16 protein-coding genes are annotated in these 13,050 nt (G+C 71.2%); 9 read left to right on the top strand and 7 right to left on the bottom strand.

What is annotated here, in order from left to right; translation table 11 throughout:
* Positions 1-248 precede the first annotated feature (248 nt).
* A complete protein-coding gene (locus tag ACIGYR_RS24300; RefSeq protein WP_161292216.1) occupies positions 249-452 on the top strand; it encodes a cold-shock protein in 204 nt (67 codons plus the stop codon).
* A gap of 92 nt (positions 453-544) precedes the next feature.
* Here the strand turns inward: ACIGYR_RS24300 and ACIGYR_RS24295 are convergent, their stop codons facing one another.
* Entirely contained in the window at positions 545-1,108 is a 564-nt protein-coding gene (locus tag ACIGYR_RS24295; protein WP_399598566.1) for a helix-turn-helix domain-containing protein, read from the bottom strand.
* 69 nt (positions 1,109-1,177) lie between these two features.
* Between ACIGYR_RS24295 and ACIGYR_RS24290 the strand changes: the two genes are divergently transcribed.
* The 5 genes from ACIGYR_RS24290 (at position 1,178) to ACIGYR_RS24270 (ending at position 3,829) form a co-directional block, all read left to right on the top strand.
* Entirely contained in the window at positions 1,178-1,879 is a 702-nt protein-coding gene (locus ACIGYR_RS24290) for an AzlC family ABC transporter permease (protein ID WP_399596688.1), read from the top strand.
* A complete protein-coding gene (locus tag ACIGYR_RS24285) occupies positions 1,876-2,190 on the top strand; it encodes an AzlD domain-containing protein (protein ID WP_399596685.1) in 315 nt (104 codons plus the stop codon). The genes ACIGYR_RS24290 and ACIGYR_RS24285 overlap by 4 nt, the downstream gene beginning before the upstream one ends.
* A gap of 256 nt (positions 2,191-2,446) precedes the next feature.
* Positions 2,447-2,656: a hypothetical protein gene (locus ACIGYR_RS24280; RefSeq protein ID WP_399596683.1), complete on the top strand. Its 210-nt coding sequence runs from the start codon at positions 2,447-2,449 to the stop codon at positions 2,654-2,656.
* Positions 2,657-2,667: 11 nt separating this feature from the next.
* Entirely contained in the window at positions 2,668-3,543 is an 876-nt protein-coding gene (locus tag ACIGYR_RS24275; protein ID WP_399596680.1) for a DUF2637 domain-containing protein, read from the top strand.
* A 55-nt stretch (positions 3,544-3,598) separates the two neighbouring features.
* Positions 3,599-3,829 carry a hypothetical protein gene (locus tag ACIGYR_RS24270; protein WP_391848109.1) on the top strand — a complete coding sequence of 77 codons (231 nt, stop codon included), beginning with the start codon at positions 3,599-3,601 and terminating at the stop codon, positions 3,827-3,829.
* Between the two features lie 26 nt (positions 3,830-3,855).
* Here ACIGYR_RS24270 and ACIGYR_RS24265 read toward each other — a convergent pair whose 3' ends face one another.
* Entirely contained in the window at positions 3,856-5,523 is a 1,668-nt protein-coding gene (locus tag ACIGYR_RS24265; RefSeq protein ID WP_399596677.1) for a serine/threonine-protein kinase, read from the bottom strand.
* A 118-nt stretch (positions 5,524-5,641) separates the two neighbouring features.
* Between ACIGYR_RS24265 and ACIGYR_RS24260 the strand changes: the two genes are divergently transcribed.
* Positions 5,642-6,292 carry a class I SAM-dependent methyltransferase gene (locus ACIGYR_RS24260; RefSeq protein ID WP_399596675.1) on the top strand — a complete coding sequence of 217 codons (651 nt, stop codon included), beginning with the start codon at positions 5,642-5,644 and terminating at the stop codon, positions 6,290-6,292.
* Here ACIGYR_RS24260 and ACIGYR_RS24255 read toward each other — a convergent pair.
* Complete coding sequence (locus ACIGYR_RS24255) at positions 6,251-6,505, bottom strand: DUF397 domain-containing protein (protein WP_399596672.1); 255 nt, start codon at positions 6,503-6,505, stop codon at positions 6,251-6,253. The genes ACIGYR_RS24260 and ACIGYR_RS24255 overlap by 42 nt on opposite strands.
* A complete protein-coding gene (locus ACIGYR_RS24250) occupies positions 6,502-7,359 on the bottom strand; it encodes a helix-turn-helix domain-containing protein (protein ID WP_399596669.1) in 858 nt (285 codons plus the stop codon). Before ACIGYR_RS24250 ends, ACIGYR_RS24255 begins: the two co-directional genes overlap by 4 nt.
* A 106-nt stretch (positions 7,360-7,465) precedes the next feature.
* On the opposite strand from ACIGYR_RS24250, the gene ACIGYR_RS24245 reads away from it, so the two are divergent.
* Positions 7,466-7,930, top strand: coding sequence for an ATP-binding protein (locus tag ACIGYR_RS24245; protein ID WP_391848104.1), 465 nt, complete (start codon positions 7,466-7,468; stop codon positions 7,928-7,930).
* Here ACIGYR_RS24245 and ACIGYR_RS24240 read toward each other — a convergent pair.
* Positions 7,881-8,762, bottom strand: coding sequence for a LysR family transcriptional regulator (locus ACIGYR_RS24240; protein WP_399596666.1), 882 nt, complete (start codon positions 8,760-8,762; stop codon positions 7,881-7,883). The two genes, ACIGYR_RS24245 and ACIGYR_RS24240, sit on opposite strands and share 50 nt — an antisense overlap.
* A gap of 260 nt (positions 8,763-9,022) precedes the next feature.
* Entirely contained in the window at positions 9,023-10,963 is a 1,941-nt protein-coding gene (locus tag ACIGYR_RS24235) for an AMP-dependent synthetase/ligase (protein ID WP_399596664.1), read from the bottom strand.
* Positions 10,964-11,326: 363 nt separating this feature from the next.
* Here ACIGYR_RS24235 and ACIGYR_RS24230 point away from each other — a divergent pair, with 363 nt between their 5' ends.
* Complete coding sequence (locus tag ACIGYR_RS24230) at positions 11,327-12,199, top strand: MaoC family dehydratase (RefSeq protein WP_399596661.1); 873 nt, start codon at positions 11,327-11,329, stop codon at positions 12,197-12,199.
* A gap of 191 nt (positions 12,200-12,390) precedes the next feature.
* Here the strand turns inward: ACIGYR_RS24230 and ACIGYR_RS24225 are convergent, their stop codons facing one another.
* Positions 12,391-13,041, bottom strand: coding sequence for a TetR/AcrR family transcriptional regulator (locus ACIGYR_RS24225; protein ID WP_399596659.1), 651 nt, complete (start codon positions 13,039-13,041; stop codon positions 12,391-12,393).
* Between the last annotated feature and the right edge of the window lie 9 nt (positions 13,042-13,050).

The following is a 13,050-nucleotide window of genomic DNA, read 5'->3' as shown; positions in this document are numbered from 1 at the left end:
CGCCCCCGCCACCAAACGGGCTAGCGAGGGTTCAAACATCCGAGTGACGTGATCTTGATCCCTATTGCATTCGGCCGCCTACATGCTAGGCTCGCCGCAAGTTGCAGTTTGGTTTCCCTTGCAGTACAGAGCCTGCGGAGCATGTGACCGCGGGCTCTCGTAGTTTTCAGACGAATGCAGTTGTGCAGCACCGTTTCGCACGTGCAGGTTCTGGAGCAGGGCAACCCTTTTGAGCCCAAGGAGGGCTTATGGCTACCGGAACCGTTAAGTGGTTCAACGCCGAAAAGGGCTTTGGCTTCATCGCCCAGGAGGGCGGCGGCCCCGACGTCTTCGTTCACTACTCCGCGATCAACGCCACCGGCTTCCGCTCCCTCGAGGAGAACCAGCAGGTGACCTTCGACGTGACCCAGGGCCCGAAGGGTCCTCAGGCGGAGAACGTCTCCCCCGCCTGATCACTGCCTGATCGCAGAACCTGAGTGCAGTACCCAAGGAGCCCCGCGCCGTCCGGCAACGGGGCTCCTGCCTTTTCCCGGTCACGCCCGGTTCACACGTGCTGCATGATCAGTACGAACTTCGTCCCGGCGGCGAGCGCCTCGTAGGCGTGCGGCACGTCCCCGCGGTACGACAGGTAATCCCCGGGCCCCAGCTCGACGGCGTCCCCTCGCGGCCCCGCCTTGACCCTCCCTTCGGCGACCACGATGTGCTCGGTGGTCCCGGGGATGTGCGGCTCGGAATCCCGGACGGATCCGGGCTCCAGCCAGACGTAGTAGATGTCCCTGCGGGCCCCCGGCGGGCAGGCGGACAGCAGCGAGGCCAGGTAGCTGGACCGCTCCGAGTGGACCGTGGGCCCCTCCCCGGCCCGGATCACCTGGATCGCCGGCGCGGGCGGCTCGACCAGCGCGCTGAAGGCGACGCCGAGCGTCACCGCGAGCGCCCAGATGGTCTCCATGCTCGGGTTCCCGCTCCCCGCCTCCAGCTGGGACAGCGTGGACTTCGCGACGCCGGCGCGCTTGGCCAGCTCGGACAGGGACAGACCGGCCCGGCCGCGCTCCCGCTTCAGGGACGCGGCGATCCATTCCATGGGGAGCCGGGAGGGCACCTCGGACATCTTCGTTCGCTCCATCGGTACGATCGTTCGCCTTGACGAACACGGCGTGCGTTGTTCATTGTAGAAAACATGCGTTCGGTACAACGAACAACCGGCACGGCCGAGGATCGCTCCCTGGTCCGTGACAGCTCGCTCGTCTGGCTGGCCAGCGGCGTCGTCGGCGTCTCCTTCGGTGCCGTGTCCGTCGCCGGCGGGCTGCCGGTCTGGGTGCCGGTTCTGATGTCACTGGTGGTGTACGCCGGATCAGCCCAGTTCAGCGCGGTGGGCGTGCTGCTCGCCGGGGGCGGGCCGGCCGCCGCCGTGACCACCGGGCTGCTGCTCAACACCCGTACGGCCGCGTTCAGTCTGGCCGTGGCCGAGATCATCGGCTCGGGCCGGGCGGCCCGCTTCCTCGGCGCCCACCTGGTCACCGACGAGACGGTCGCCTTCGCCCTCGCCCAGCCGGATCCGGCACGGCGGCGGCGGGCGTTCTGGATATCCGGGCTCGGCCTGTTCGCGGTGTGGAACCTCGGCGTCCTGGCCGGCGCCGTCGCGGACAGCGCGCTCGGCGACACCGCCCGCTTCGGCCTGGACGCCGCCTTCCCGGCCGTCCTGGTCGCCCTGGTGCTGCCCTCCCTGCGGGCGGACGCGACGGTACGACGCTGCGCCCTGCTCGGCGCCGCCCTGGCACTCGCGGCCACGCCCGCCGTCCCGCCCGGGGTGCCGGTCCTGCTGGCCCTCGCCGGTCTGTTCCTCCACCGCCGCCCGGCCGCCCGGGGAGCCGCCGCGTGAACGCCACGGTCGTCGTGATCCTCGCCCTGGCCGCGGGGACGTACGCCTTCCGCCTGGTCGGCCCGGTCCTGCACGGCCGCGTGACCGTCCCGCCCCGGGTGCAGGAGCTGGCCTCGGCCGGCGCGGTGGTCCTGCTCGTCGCCCTGCTCGCCATGGGCGCCCTGACCGAGTCCGGCGGCTTCGCCGGCTGGGCCCGCCCCGCCGGGGTCCTGGTCGGCGTGGCCCTGGCCTGGCGCCGGGCCCCGTTCGCCGTGGTGGTGCTGGCCGCGGCGGCCACGGCGGGTCTGCTGCGGCTGGCGGGGCTGGGCTGAGCCCCGCCGATGCTCCCGGACCGCAGCCCTGCCGGTGTCCCGGACGGCAGGAGCCGCCGGTCATTATTAATACAGCATATAGCTAAATATAGGGCCTACCGATACGTCAACAACGTGCTTGTCCGGCTAATCCTTCACCCGATCGCTGCCGCATCCATCCTCGAATGGCGGCGTTATTCGCAACATGACGACGGAAACGAGGGGGCGGGCAGTTGAATCTCTCGCAGGGAGAGCCTATTCGACTGCACGGCAGCCCATGCGGCTCGGCTCCCACACGTACCTGCCCGCACCCAACACCGCCGGCCCCGGCAAGGGAGCCCTGGCGAAGGGCGGCCTCCTCGTCACGCTCGAGGTGACCGAGGAGATCCTCCAGGAATTCATGGACGCGATGAGCTCCCTGGAGAGAGACGTCTCGAGACGCTGGGCGAGTTCGGAAATGTGGGTCTGCGGCACACCGGCGGAATGAGTAATCCGGTCATGCATCCCGAGTACATGGGATTTTACCCGGACGTCCCCGTCACGTATTCAGACGGCTACCAGAGCGGCGAGGAGCAGCATCGAGCGTCCACCGACGCCTTCTATGCGCCCTTCACCTCCCCGGACCCGGCCTGGGACCCCGGGGAAGAGCTGGCCTATATGCTGCGGGACACCATCGAGCAGCAGCCCAGGATCCCGGCCGCGCGCAACGAGGACAACCTCGCGAGTCCGGGCGGGAAGGCCCATCGCGACGCCCTGGTGGAACTCACGGCGGAGTTGCCCCCGGTGCAGACTCCTTTTCGGGGCCATCGCAAGGTCCGGGCGCGACAGCGCACGAGCACCATTCGTGTCGCCAGCTATCTGGTCGCGGCGCTGGCGACCGCCATCGCTTCCGCGGTGAGCATCTTCGGCGGCCTCATCGCGTACGACCCGCTGCGGTTCGTGGCGGCATCGCGCATCCACACCAGTGTGGTGTCCTGGTGGCCCATTCTGGTGTTCGGCCCCTGGCTGGTGGCGTCGCTTTCCATTCTCCGGGCATCGCTGCATCAGCGCCGGGCCTTCCATTCGTGGACCGTGCTGCTGATCTTCTCGGCGATCGCCATGGCGCTGTGTGTGGCGCAGGCGCCGAAAAATATTCTCGACACCGCGGCCGCGGCCCTGCCGAGTTTCGCCTCGCTGGCCTGTTTCCAGCAGGTGGTGCGCCAGATCACCCTCACCAGACCGCCCCGGCGAACCCTGCCCCGGCACCGGGTGCAGACTGCCGAGCCATCCCCCGACGAGACGAAGGACGGAGCGCCGCAGGACGCCACGCCGTCGACGAGTGGCGCGCGGGACGGGCACCGGCGCCGTCCTACGGACCGAGCGAGGACGGTGTGACACCGCCGGCCGGGGCGGCGGGGGCCCGGGCCGGACGCCGCGGCAGGGGTGCCGCATGAAGACCCGTGTCACGGCGCTCCCGCTCCTCCCCGATGTCGGCCGGCTCCGGCCCCGCCAGCAGATGGCCATCGACTGCGCCCTGTGTGCCCGTCCGCTCGGAGCGAGCGGACGGGTGCTGGGTGAGGTGCGCTACCGCGGACTGCTGTTCCGGCTCTGGGTCTGCGTCCTCGGCTGCCAGGCGGCCGCGTCGGGCCGGGTGACCGCCTGGGACGGGGAAGCGCGGTGATGCGCGGCTCATGACGCCGCCGACGCCTACCGGGCGGCGTGCCGCCAGACCGACAGGTCTCCCTGGACGAACGCGAGGTCCGGCAGCGCCGTCGACTTCGTCTGGATCACGAACAGCGCGATGTCCCCCGAGGCGGGGTCCTTGATGCAGATCTCGGAGCCGGCCGCCGCCGCGGCCAGCTTCCAACTGTGGTACTTGGAGTTCCCCAGCAGCAGACGGCACTCGTCGAGGGTGGTGCCGTGCCCGCCCATGATCTGCACGAACACGGCCGTGTCGCTCGTCAGTTCGCAGCCGGCCTCCGCGCAGTCGAAGCGGATGTCCCCTTTGCCGTTCTTGTTGCCGTTCTTGCCTTCGGCCAACGGGTCCGCAAGGCTCAACGAGTGCTGCGCGTCGACGCTCACCGGTGCGTACGGCTCGGCCTGCGGCTCGCGGGGTGCGGCCGAGGCGGACGGTGAGGTCCCGGGGCTGCGGTCGCCGGCCCCCCGCGCCGACGAACCGGACGTGTCCGAGGAGGACTCCGGCGCGGACGCCGAAGGATGCTCGGACGACTGTGCGGAGGCCTGTGCACCGGACGCCGTGGAGTGGGCCCCGTTCAGGCGACGCAGGCCGTCATTCGCGTCCATCACCGACCACGCCAGCGCCGCCACCAGCAGCGCTCCGCCCACCACGCCCGCGGCCGTGATCAGCGCGGCGCGCCGTCTGCGGGCCTTCCGCTCCTGCGGCACCGGATAGCCGGCCGTCGGCCGCGCGTACCCGATCAGCGGCTGCGGGACGACCGCGGTCGGATCGGGGACCGGAGCCGGCACCACGACCTCCGGCCCGGTGACCTCCCGCCAGACGGCAGGTCCCCCGCCCGCGTCGGCGTCCGCCCCCAGCCGCCGCCGGCACCACTCCACGACCTCCGCCGGAGTGGCCCGGTCCGCCGGGTCGGCGGCCAGGCACCGGGCGAACAGCGGACGCAGCGGCTCGGGCAGCAGGGACAGGTCGGGTTCGCCGTGCACGATCCGGTACAGCACGTTGACGCCCGGCCCGTCGCCGTAGAGCGGCCTGCCCAGCGCCGCGAACGCCGCCGTCTGTCCGAGTGCGAAGACGTCCGTCGCGGCCGTGACCTCGCCCCCGGACGCCTGCTCCGGGGCCATGTACGCGGGCGTGCCGATCATGTTCCCCGTCGCCGTGTACGACGTTCCGTCGGTGGCCAGCGCGATTCCGAAGTCGATCACCCGTGGCCCGTCGGCGGCCAGCAGCACGTTCGACGGCTTCAGGTCCCGGTGCACGATGCCCTCGGCGTGGATGGCCTGCAACGCCTCGGCCACCCCCGCCATCAGCCACAGCACGGCGGCCACCGGCAGCGGCCCGCGCCGGACGACGGCCTCGGTGAGGGACGGGCCGGGCACGTACAGCGTGGCCAGCCACGGCGGTACGGCGTCCGCGTCCGCGTCGATCAGCTCGGCGGTGTAGGCCCCCCGCACCCGCCGGGCCGCCTTGATCTCCCGGCCGAACCGCCGCCGGAAGTCCGGGTCGTCGGCCAGTTCCGGCCGCACCACCTTGATCGCCACGGGTCGGCCGCCCTGGGTGTGCGAGAGGTAGACCCGCCCCATGCCACCGGCGCCCAGCCGGGCGGCGAGCCGGTACCCCGCCACCACGGGCGGATCCTCCGCCCGGAGTGGCTGGAAGACCTCCGTCGCATGGCTCATCGCCCCACTACCCCCCATGTAGACGCACTGCCGAAGGCAGCAGCCTATGAGGTCGCTCCCCTCGCCATGAGGCCGACCGGCCCGCCCTTGTCAGTGCCGCCCGCTACGGTCCCTGCCCATGACCGACACCGAGGACTTCCTGACGGCCACCCGCGTCTTCTACGACACCGTCGCCGAGGACTACGCCGGGCACTTCCGGAATCCGCTCGCCGAACGGCCCCTGGAGCGGGCGCTGCTCGCCGCGTACGCGGAACAGGTCGGCCCCGGCGGCACGGTCGCCGACCTCGGCTGCGGGCCCGGGGAAGTCACCGCCCACCTCGCCGGGCTGGGCCTGTCCGTCTTCGGCCTGGACCTCTCCGAGTCCATGGTCGCCATCGCCCGCCGTGAGCATCCCGCACTGCGGTTCGAGCAGGGCTCGATGCTGGAGTTGCCTCTCCCCGACGGTTCGCTGGCCGGTGCCGTCTCCTGGTACTCCAGCATCCACACACCCGCGGACCGACTGCCGCGCCTGTTCGCCGAGTTCCACCGCGTGCTGGTTCCCGGCGGCCTGCTCCTGCTCGCCTTCCAGACCGGCGACGTCCCGCTCCGCCTCGACCGGCCCTGGGACCGGCCCGTCGTACTCGACTTCCACCGGCGCCGACCCGAACGGATGGCCGAGCTGCTGTCCGACGCCGGCTTCGCGCTGCGCTCCAGCACCGTGCGCGAACGCGAGGAGGGGCTCGGCGAGTCAGCCCCGCAGGCGTTCCTTCTCACCCAGAAGGAACGCTGACCAGGCGGCGGGGGCGACGGTGAGGTGAGCGGCGGCCGGTCGCTTCGAGTCGCGGATGTGGATGGCGGTGGGGTGGGGGGCGACCTCTACGCACTGACCGCCCTCGCCGTCGCTATGGCTGGACTTGCGCCATGTGTAGGCGAGTTCTAGGCATTCGCCGCCCCCACCACTGCTGTAGCTCGACTTGAACCAGTTCAACTGCTCTATGGTCATCGCTCTTCCAGCACCTTCTCAATCAGGGCCAGGGACTCATATGGGTTGAGGGCCTGCGCCCGGATGATCCCATAGCGAGCGGCGAGGATGCGGACCTCTTCTCGGTCGGTGATCAGCTTGGGGTGGCCTTGGACCTCCATGTACGCAACCTGCTCCTTCCCCTTCGGGATGAGCAAGGTGAAAGAGCCGCCTAGCGATGGGTGAATTTCCCGACCTGTCGGCATCACCTGAAGCTGCACGTTCCGCATACGGCCGATCCGCAGCAGCTGCCTCAGTTGGTCCCCGTGTACCTGCAACCCGCCAATGGGCCGCTCCAGCACGGCCTGCTCCACAACGAAACTGAACTCGGGCAACGGCCATTGCTCGAAGATGTGCTGGCGCGAGAGCCTGTCCGCCACTCGCTTCTCGATTGTCTCCTCGTCCAGAGGCGGGTGCCGCTGGGTGAACACCGCACGCGAGTAGTCCTCGGTCTGAAGCAGTCCCAGCACGCCCATGGTGCTGTAGTCGTGCAGCGATACGGCTTGCGCCTCCAGCGCCGCATAACCCCGGTACCACTCCGGATGCCGCGTCCGAGCCCTGCTCATCGCCTCCTCGACCTGAGAGATGACCTCGGTGAACAGCCCGCCGGCGTCGAGGACTTCGTCCGCCTTCCGCAGCAGCTCCGGCCTCGGCGTCCGTACCCCCCGCTCCACAGCCGAGATCAGATCAGGGCCGTACCCGACCAGCGTGCCGAACTCCTTCTGGCCCAGCCCCGCCTTCTCCCTCAGTAACTTCAGCTGCTTCCCGATGACGACGAAGACCGCCGCCGCCCCATTCGCCTCCGCCGGTGTCTCCGGCCTCCGCTCTTCCGTCACGCCACCCTCCGACACCCGTACACCAGACGTACCGCACCTGTACGACTACGGACAGTCGCCGAGCCGCCCCTGGTCAGGGTAGAGAGAAGCCACCACGCTCGGTGACGTGAACGTAGAAATCTCCACCCCCCGAACCGAACTCGTCCAGCGGCTCAGCGCCACCCCCCGTGGTGCCCGGCTGGCCCGTCGGCTGACCGGCAGCGCGCTCGCAAGCTGGGGATACCCGCATGACGGCGCCCTCAGCCACACCGCTCAGCTGATCGTGGCCGAACTCGCCGCGAACGCCGTCACCCACGGTCGCGTACCGGGGCGGGACTTCGAGCTGCGGGTGATCCTGCTGCGGGACGAGGACACCTTGCGTATCGAGGTGAGTGACGCCCTAAGCGACCGCACCCTGCGGTTCCTGGACGGGGGCCTGCTGGACGAGCACGGTCGCGGGCTGGTCGTCGTACAGGTGCTGGCCACCCTTTGGGGCGTCGCGCAGCGGGACGTCGGCAAGACCGTCTGGGTCGAGCTGGCCCTCACCGCACGGCGGCGACCGTGTCCGCGAAGGCCCGCGCCGGCGGACTGAGCGCGTCCCAGCGGCGCACGGCCCAGCCGACGGGGAGGGGGCGCAGGCCGGGCAGGGGAACCAGCCGCAAGGGGCCCTCGCCCGGCACCGGCAGGCCGGGTACGGCGGGGACGACCGCCCGCCCGGCCCCCAACTCGGCCAGCAGCAGGGCCGTGTCCCAGTCGGCCACGCTCGGTTCGTAGGCGAACCGCACACCCCGCTCGGCGCACGCCGCTTCGAGGTGTGCGGCGGACGTGGAGTTCGGCGGGAGCCGGATGAGCCGGACCTCGGCCAGCTCGGCCGGGTCCAGGTGCGGGCGGGCGGCCAACGGGTCGTCCGCGCGGACGGCGAGCAGCCACGGCAGCTCCGCGACCGTCCGCTGCTCGATACCCCGGACCGGCGGGCCGATGGTGATCCACGCGAGGTCGAGCGTGCCGTCGGCGAGGGCGTCGAAGCTGCCCCGGCCCGAACTGACCGTGCGGAACTCCAGGTTGACCTTGGGGTGGCTGCGGCGGAAAGTGACGACCGCGTCGGACATGAAGTGCCGGACGGTCGTCGCGCCGGTGGCGACGCGGACGTGACCGCTGTGGCCGTCGACCAGGTCACGCAGCTGTCGTACGGCCAGGTCCAGGCCGTTGATGCCCTCTGCCGCAGCGGCCTCCAGTATCCGCCCGGCCTGGGTCGGGACGACTCCGCGCGGCTGGCGTTCCAGCAGCGCCACCCCCGTCTCCCGCTCCAGCCGTTTGACGTGCTGGCTGACGGCCGACTGGGTGCAGCCGAGGTCCCGGGCGACCGAACTGAGGCTGCCCGCACGGCACACGGCCACGTACACACGGAGGTCGTCCAGAGTCACAAGACCCAAGCTAGCACTTGGGGTTGACAATAGAACCCAAGGATTGACTGGGCTCAGCCGGTCGTACGAGGATCGTGTGCGGGCCGCAACCGACCCAGGCGGCAACCCGCTCCCCGCCCCGTGGAGTCCGGACGACACGGGACCAGCGAGGAGCGGGTGTCGACCTCCGCCGCGAAGTGATCGCCGGGCCGCTCACTTCTCGGCCGGTGCCGTGCTTTCCCGGGGAAGAAGCGAGCGGCCGAACGAGCGGGGTTCTGTGCTCAGCGCTCGTAGAGTCCCTCCACCTCTCGCGCGAAGTCCCGCAGGACCTGCTCCCGGCGGAGCTTCATCGACGGGGTGAGATGACCCGACAACTCGGTGAAGTCCCCCGGCAGCACGGTGAAGCGGCGGATGGACTCGGGACGGGAGACCATTTTGTTCGCCTCGTCCACGGCCCGCTGGAGCACAGCCGTCAGTTCCGCGTCGTCGATCAGGAGTTCCGGGGGCACCGGATGCTTGCCGATCATCTGGCGCCAGTGGGTGATGCCGTCGGGGTCGAGCGTGATGAGGGCCGCGATGTACGGGCGGGCGTCACCGACCAGCATGACCTGGGAGATCAGCGGATGCTGGCGCAGCCAGTTCTCCAGCGGGGCCGGGGCCACCGACTTGCCGCCCGCCGTGATCAGCAGTTCCTTCTTGCGGCCGGTGATGGTCAGATAGCCCTCGTCGTCCAGCTCGCCGAGGTCGCCGGTGGGCAGCCAGCCGTCGCGGGTCGCGGGGACCACCCCGCCCGCCTGCGGGTCCCAGTAGCCGCGCAGCACATGGTCGCCGGCGAGGAGGATCTCGCCGTCCGCAGCGATCCGTACCCGGGTGCCGGGCATCGGCCAGCCGACCGTCCCCAGGCGGGGTTTGAGGGGCGGGGTGACCGTCGACGCGCCGGTGGTCTCCGTGAGGCCGTAGCCCTCGAAGATCTCGATGCCCGCGCCCGCGTAGAACGCGGCGAGGCGCCGGCCGAGCGGGGAGCCACCGCAGATCGCGTACCGGACGCGGCCTCCCATGGCGGCGCGGAGGCGACGGTAGACGAGGGGGTCGTAGAAGGTGCGTTGCGTCTTCAGGGCGCGGCTCGGGCCGCTTCCGGTGCCGGTCTGCCGGGCCTCCAGCGCCTCGCCGTAGCGCTGGGCCACGGCCGCCGCGCGGTCGAACACCGTCACCCGGCCGCTCGCCTCCGACTTGGCCCGCGCGGAGTTGTAGATCTTCTCCAGCATGTAGGGGATGGTCAGCAGGCAGGTCGGCCTGAACTCGGCCAGGTCCGGGAGCAGGTCGTCCGGGGCCAGGCTGGGGGCGTGACCGAGGCGGACCCGGGCACGGACGCAGGCGATGGCCACCATCCGGCCGAAGACGTGGGACATGGGCAGGAAGAGCAGGACCGACGGCTCCTCGCCCTGCGCCTTGAAGACCGGGTGGAGGAGCTCGATCGCGTTGTCGACCTCGGCGAAGAAGTTGCCGTGCGAGAGGGCGCAGCCCTTGGGGCGGCCGGTGGTGCCTGAGGTGTAGATCAGCGTGGCGAGTGTGGCGGGGCCGAGCATGCCCCGGCGTACGCCCACCTCACCGTCCGGCACCTGTGCGCCCGCGTCGGCGAGCCCGGCCACGTGGTCCTTCTCCATCACCCACACATGGCGAAGGTCGGGCAGGTGCGGGAGTTCGGGACCGAGGGCGGCGGCCTGGGCGGCGGTCTCCGTGACGAGGGCGACCGCACCGCAGTCGTGCAGGATCCAGCGGGTCTGGAAGACGGACGAGGTGGGATAGACGGGGACCGTGACCAGGCCGGCCGCCCAGGCCGCGAAGTCGAGCAGGGTCCAGTCGTAGGTCGTACGGGCCATGACGGCGATGCGGTCGCCGGGCACCAGGCCCTCGGCGATCAGCCCCTTGGCCACCGCCTGCACCTGGGCGGCGAAAGCGGCGGCCGTGACATCCGCCCAGCGCCCGCCGGGCAGCTTGCGGCTGAGCACGACCGCGCCGGGGGCCGTCTCCGCGTTCTCGTACGGCAGGTCGGCGAGGGATCCGTGCTTGACCGGGGGTGCGAACGGCGGCACGGACACCTCCCGGACGGCGCCGTCCAGCCGGCGTATCTCCGGTTCGACGAGGACCGGGCGGCCGTCGTAGTCGACGGCGGAGACGGGGGTGCCGGAGGAGACGGGGGTGTTCTGGTACGGCGTGGACACGGGCGGCTCCTCTGGCGTGCGTGCACCTGCGGCGGGCCCCGGCAGGAAAAAAGGGGGGTTACCGCTGGTCAGGCGGCGATCGTACGGGTCCGCTGTGAGGGGGTTGTGCGGGTTCGGGGATGGTCCGGGGCCGGGGATGTGCAGCCTCGGGGGTTATGTGAGGGGCGTTCAACTTCGCCTGGGGTGGGACGAGTCGAGGTGTGCGGGATCTCCGTCACCCCTTGCACGCGCCGGACTTACCTCCGGTAACCTTACTCCTGAGTAAGCAGTTCGGACCCGAGCCGCGCGGGAGTTGCACATGGCCGACCGCTACCTGTTCGTCCGGAAGGCGGCCCGCGGGACGACCTCCCTCAAGGGGGCTTGATGAACGCCGTCACCCTCACCGCCGCACCCGCGCTGGCCCCGCTGCTGGCCCGGGGTGCCCTGCGTTCCCCGTTCAAACGGCCGGCCCCGGACGCGGCCGTCCCGCACACCCGGCTCCTCCTGCCCGGCGTACGCGTCGACCTGGCGAGACTGGCCGCCTACGAGCGGGTCTGCGGCTTCCCGACGGGCGAACCCGATCTCCCGGTCACCTATCCGCACGTTCTCGGCTTCCCGCTGGCCATGCGGCTGATGAGCGGCCGGGACTTTCCGCTGCCGCTGCTGGGCCTGGTCCACACGTCGATCGAGATCGTCCGCGTGACCGCCCTGCCGGCCGACGGGTCGTACGACCTCTCCGTGTGGATCGAGGGCCTGGCCGCGCACCGGCGGGGCACGGAGGCGACGGTGGCCACCGCCGTGCGCTCGGGCGGGGACGTCGTGTGGGAGTCCCGCAGCACGTATCTCGCCCGCCACCGCACCGGCCCGGGTGCGTCACCCGGGCCGCGCGAGGACACCGACGTCCCGCTGCCCGTCGTCGCCGAGTGGGGTCTGTCGGGGGACGTCGGGCGGCGGTACGGTGCCGCGTCCGGTGACCGCAACCCCATCCATCTGCATCCGCTCACCGCCCGCCTCTTCGGCTTCCCGCGGGCCATCGCGCACGGCATGTGGACGGTGGCCCGCTGCCTGGCCGCCCACGGCACGGGCGGCTCCGCCGTGGTACGGGCCGGATTCCGGGCGCCCGTGCTGTTGCCGGCGACGGTGAACTACGGGGCGGACGGCAGCGGACGGTTCGAACTGCGGGGCGCGGGTGGCGGGCTGCACCTGTCCGGAGAGGTACGGCCACTGCCGACGAGGGGCTGGACGGGGACGCCGTGAGTGGGGCGCCGCGAGTGGGGCGCCGCGACTTTGGCGCCGTGAATTGGGCGCCGTGAATTGGGCGCCGTGAATTGGGTGTTGTGAGTCAGGTGCTGCAGGTCCGGCGCCGTTGGTCGGCCAGGCGCCGTGGGTGCGGGTGTGTCGTTGCCGGGTGCGGGCAGTCCGTGGCCGGCCGAGCGGCTTTCTCGGTGTTACGTCTGGTCAGGTGGGGGAGTCCACACGTGGCCCTGCATCAGGTTGCCCAGGCCCGACCAGGCGAAGTTCATCAGGGTGGTCGCGGCCTGGCGGGCGGTGACGGCCGGCGTGGCGTTGGCCCAGGCGGCGAGCGACTCCGCGGCGCCGACCAGCGCCTCGGCCAGCCCGGCCACCTCGTGCTCGGGCAGGTCGGGATCCCGGTGCGCCGCCCGGGCCACGACCGCGACCAGCCGGGTCACGAACGCGACGATCTCCGCGCGCATCGCGGCGACCTCCGCCGCGAAGGGCTCACCGTGCGTACGGGCCTGGAGATGCAGCACCGACCAGCCGTCGGGGTGCTCGGCGGTGTGCGCGAAGAACGCCCGCAGGCCGTCCCAGAGCTGCCGGTCGGCGGGCAGCCCCTGCCGGACGCCCGCACGGACGGCCGCCGTGAGCGCGGTGGCCTCGCGGCGGATGCAGGCGGTGAAGAGGTCTTCCTTCGAGTTCAGGTACAGATAGACCAACGGCTTGGACACACCCGCGAGTTCGGCGATCTCGTCCATCGACGCGGCCATGTACCCGCGCTGTCCGAAGATCCGTACGGCGGCGTCGAGCATCTGCTGCTCGCGCACCGCCCTCGGCATCCGTTTGGTCTTGACGGCACCCATGAGGGCAAG

It is taken from the genome of Streptomyces sp. NPDC053076, assembly GCF_044546845.1.
GTDB lineage: Bacteria > Actinomycetota > Actinomycetes > Streptomycetales > Streptomycetaceae > Streptomyces.
Note: the sequence above shows the minus strand (reverse complement) of the source record. Positions and strands in the feature narration are given on the sequence as shown.

Coding starts and splice junctions, on each gene's coding strand:
- ACIGYR_RS24270 (WP_391848109.1), top strand. CDS start 3,599: ATGAAGACCCGTGTCACGGCGCTCCCGCTCCTCCCCGATGTCGGCCGG.
- ACIGYR_RS24275 (WP_399596680.1), top strand. CDS start 2,668: ATGCATCCCGAGTACATGGGATTTTACCCGGACGTCCCCGTCACGTAT.
- ACIGYR_RS24225 (WP_399596659.1), bottom strand. CDS start 13,041: ATGGGTGCCGTCAAGACCAAACGGATGCCGAGGGCGGTGCGCGAGCAG.
- ACIGYR_RS24265 (WP_399596677.1), bottom strand. CDS start 5,523: ATGAGCCATGCGACGGAGGTCTTCCAGCCACTCCGGGCGGAGGATCCG.
- ACIGYR_RS24295 (WP_399598566.1), bottom strand. CDS start 1,108: ATGTCCGAGGTGCCCTCCCGGCTCCCCATGGAATGGATCGCCGCGTCC.
- ACIGYR_RS24280 (WP_399596683.1), top strand. CDS start 2,447: ATGCGGCTCGGCTCCCACACGTACCTGCCCGCACCCAACACCGCCGGC.
- ACIGYR_RS24230 (WP_399596661.1), top strand. CDS start 11,327: ATGAACGCCGTCACCCTCACCGCCGCACCCGCGCTGGCCCCGCTGCTG.
- ACIGYR_RS24290 (WP_399596688.1), top strand. CDS start 1,178: ATGCGTTCGGTACAACGAACAACCGGCACGGCCGAGGATCGCTCCCTG.
- ACIGYR_RS24255 (WP_399596672.1), bottom strand. CDS start 6,505: ATGACCATAGAGCAGTTGAACTGGTTCAAGTCGAGCTACAGCAGTGGT.
- ACIGYR_RS24300 (WP_161292216.1), top strand. CDS start 249: ATGGCTACCGGAACCGTTAAGTGGTTCAACGCCGAAAAGGGCTTTGGC.
- ACIGYR_RS24260 (WP_399596675.1), top strand. CDS start 5,642: ATGACCGACACCGAGGACTTCCTGACGGCCACCCGCGTCTTCTACGAC.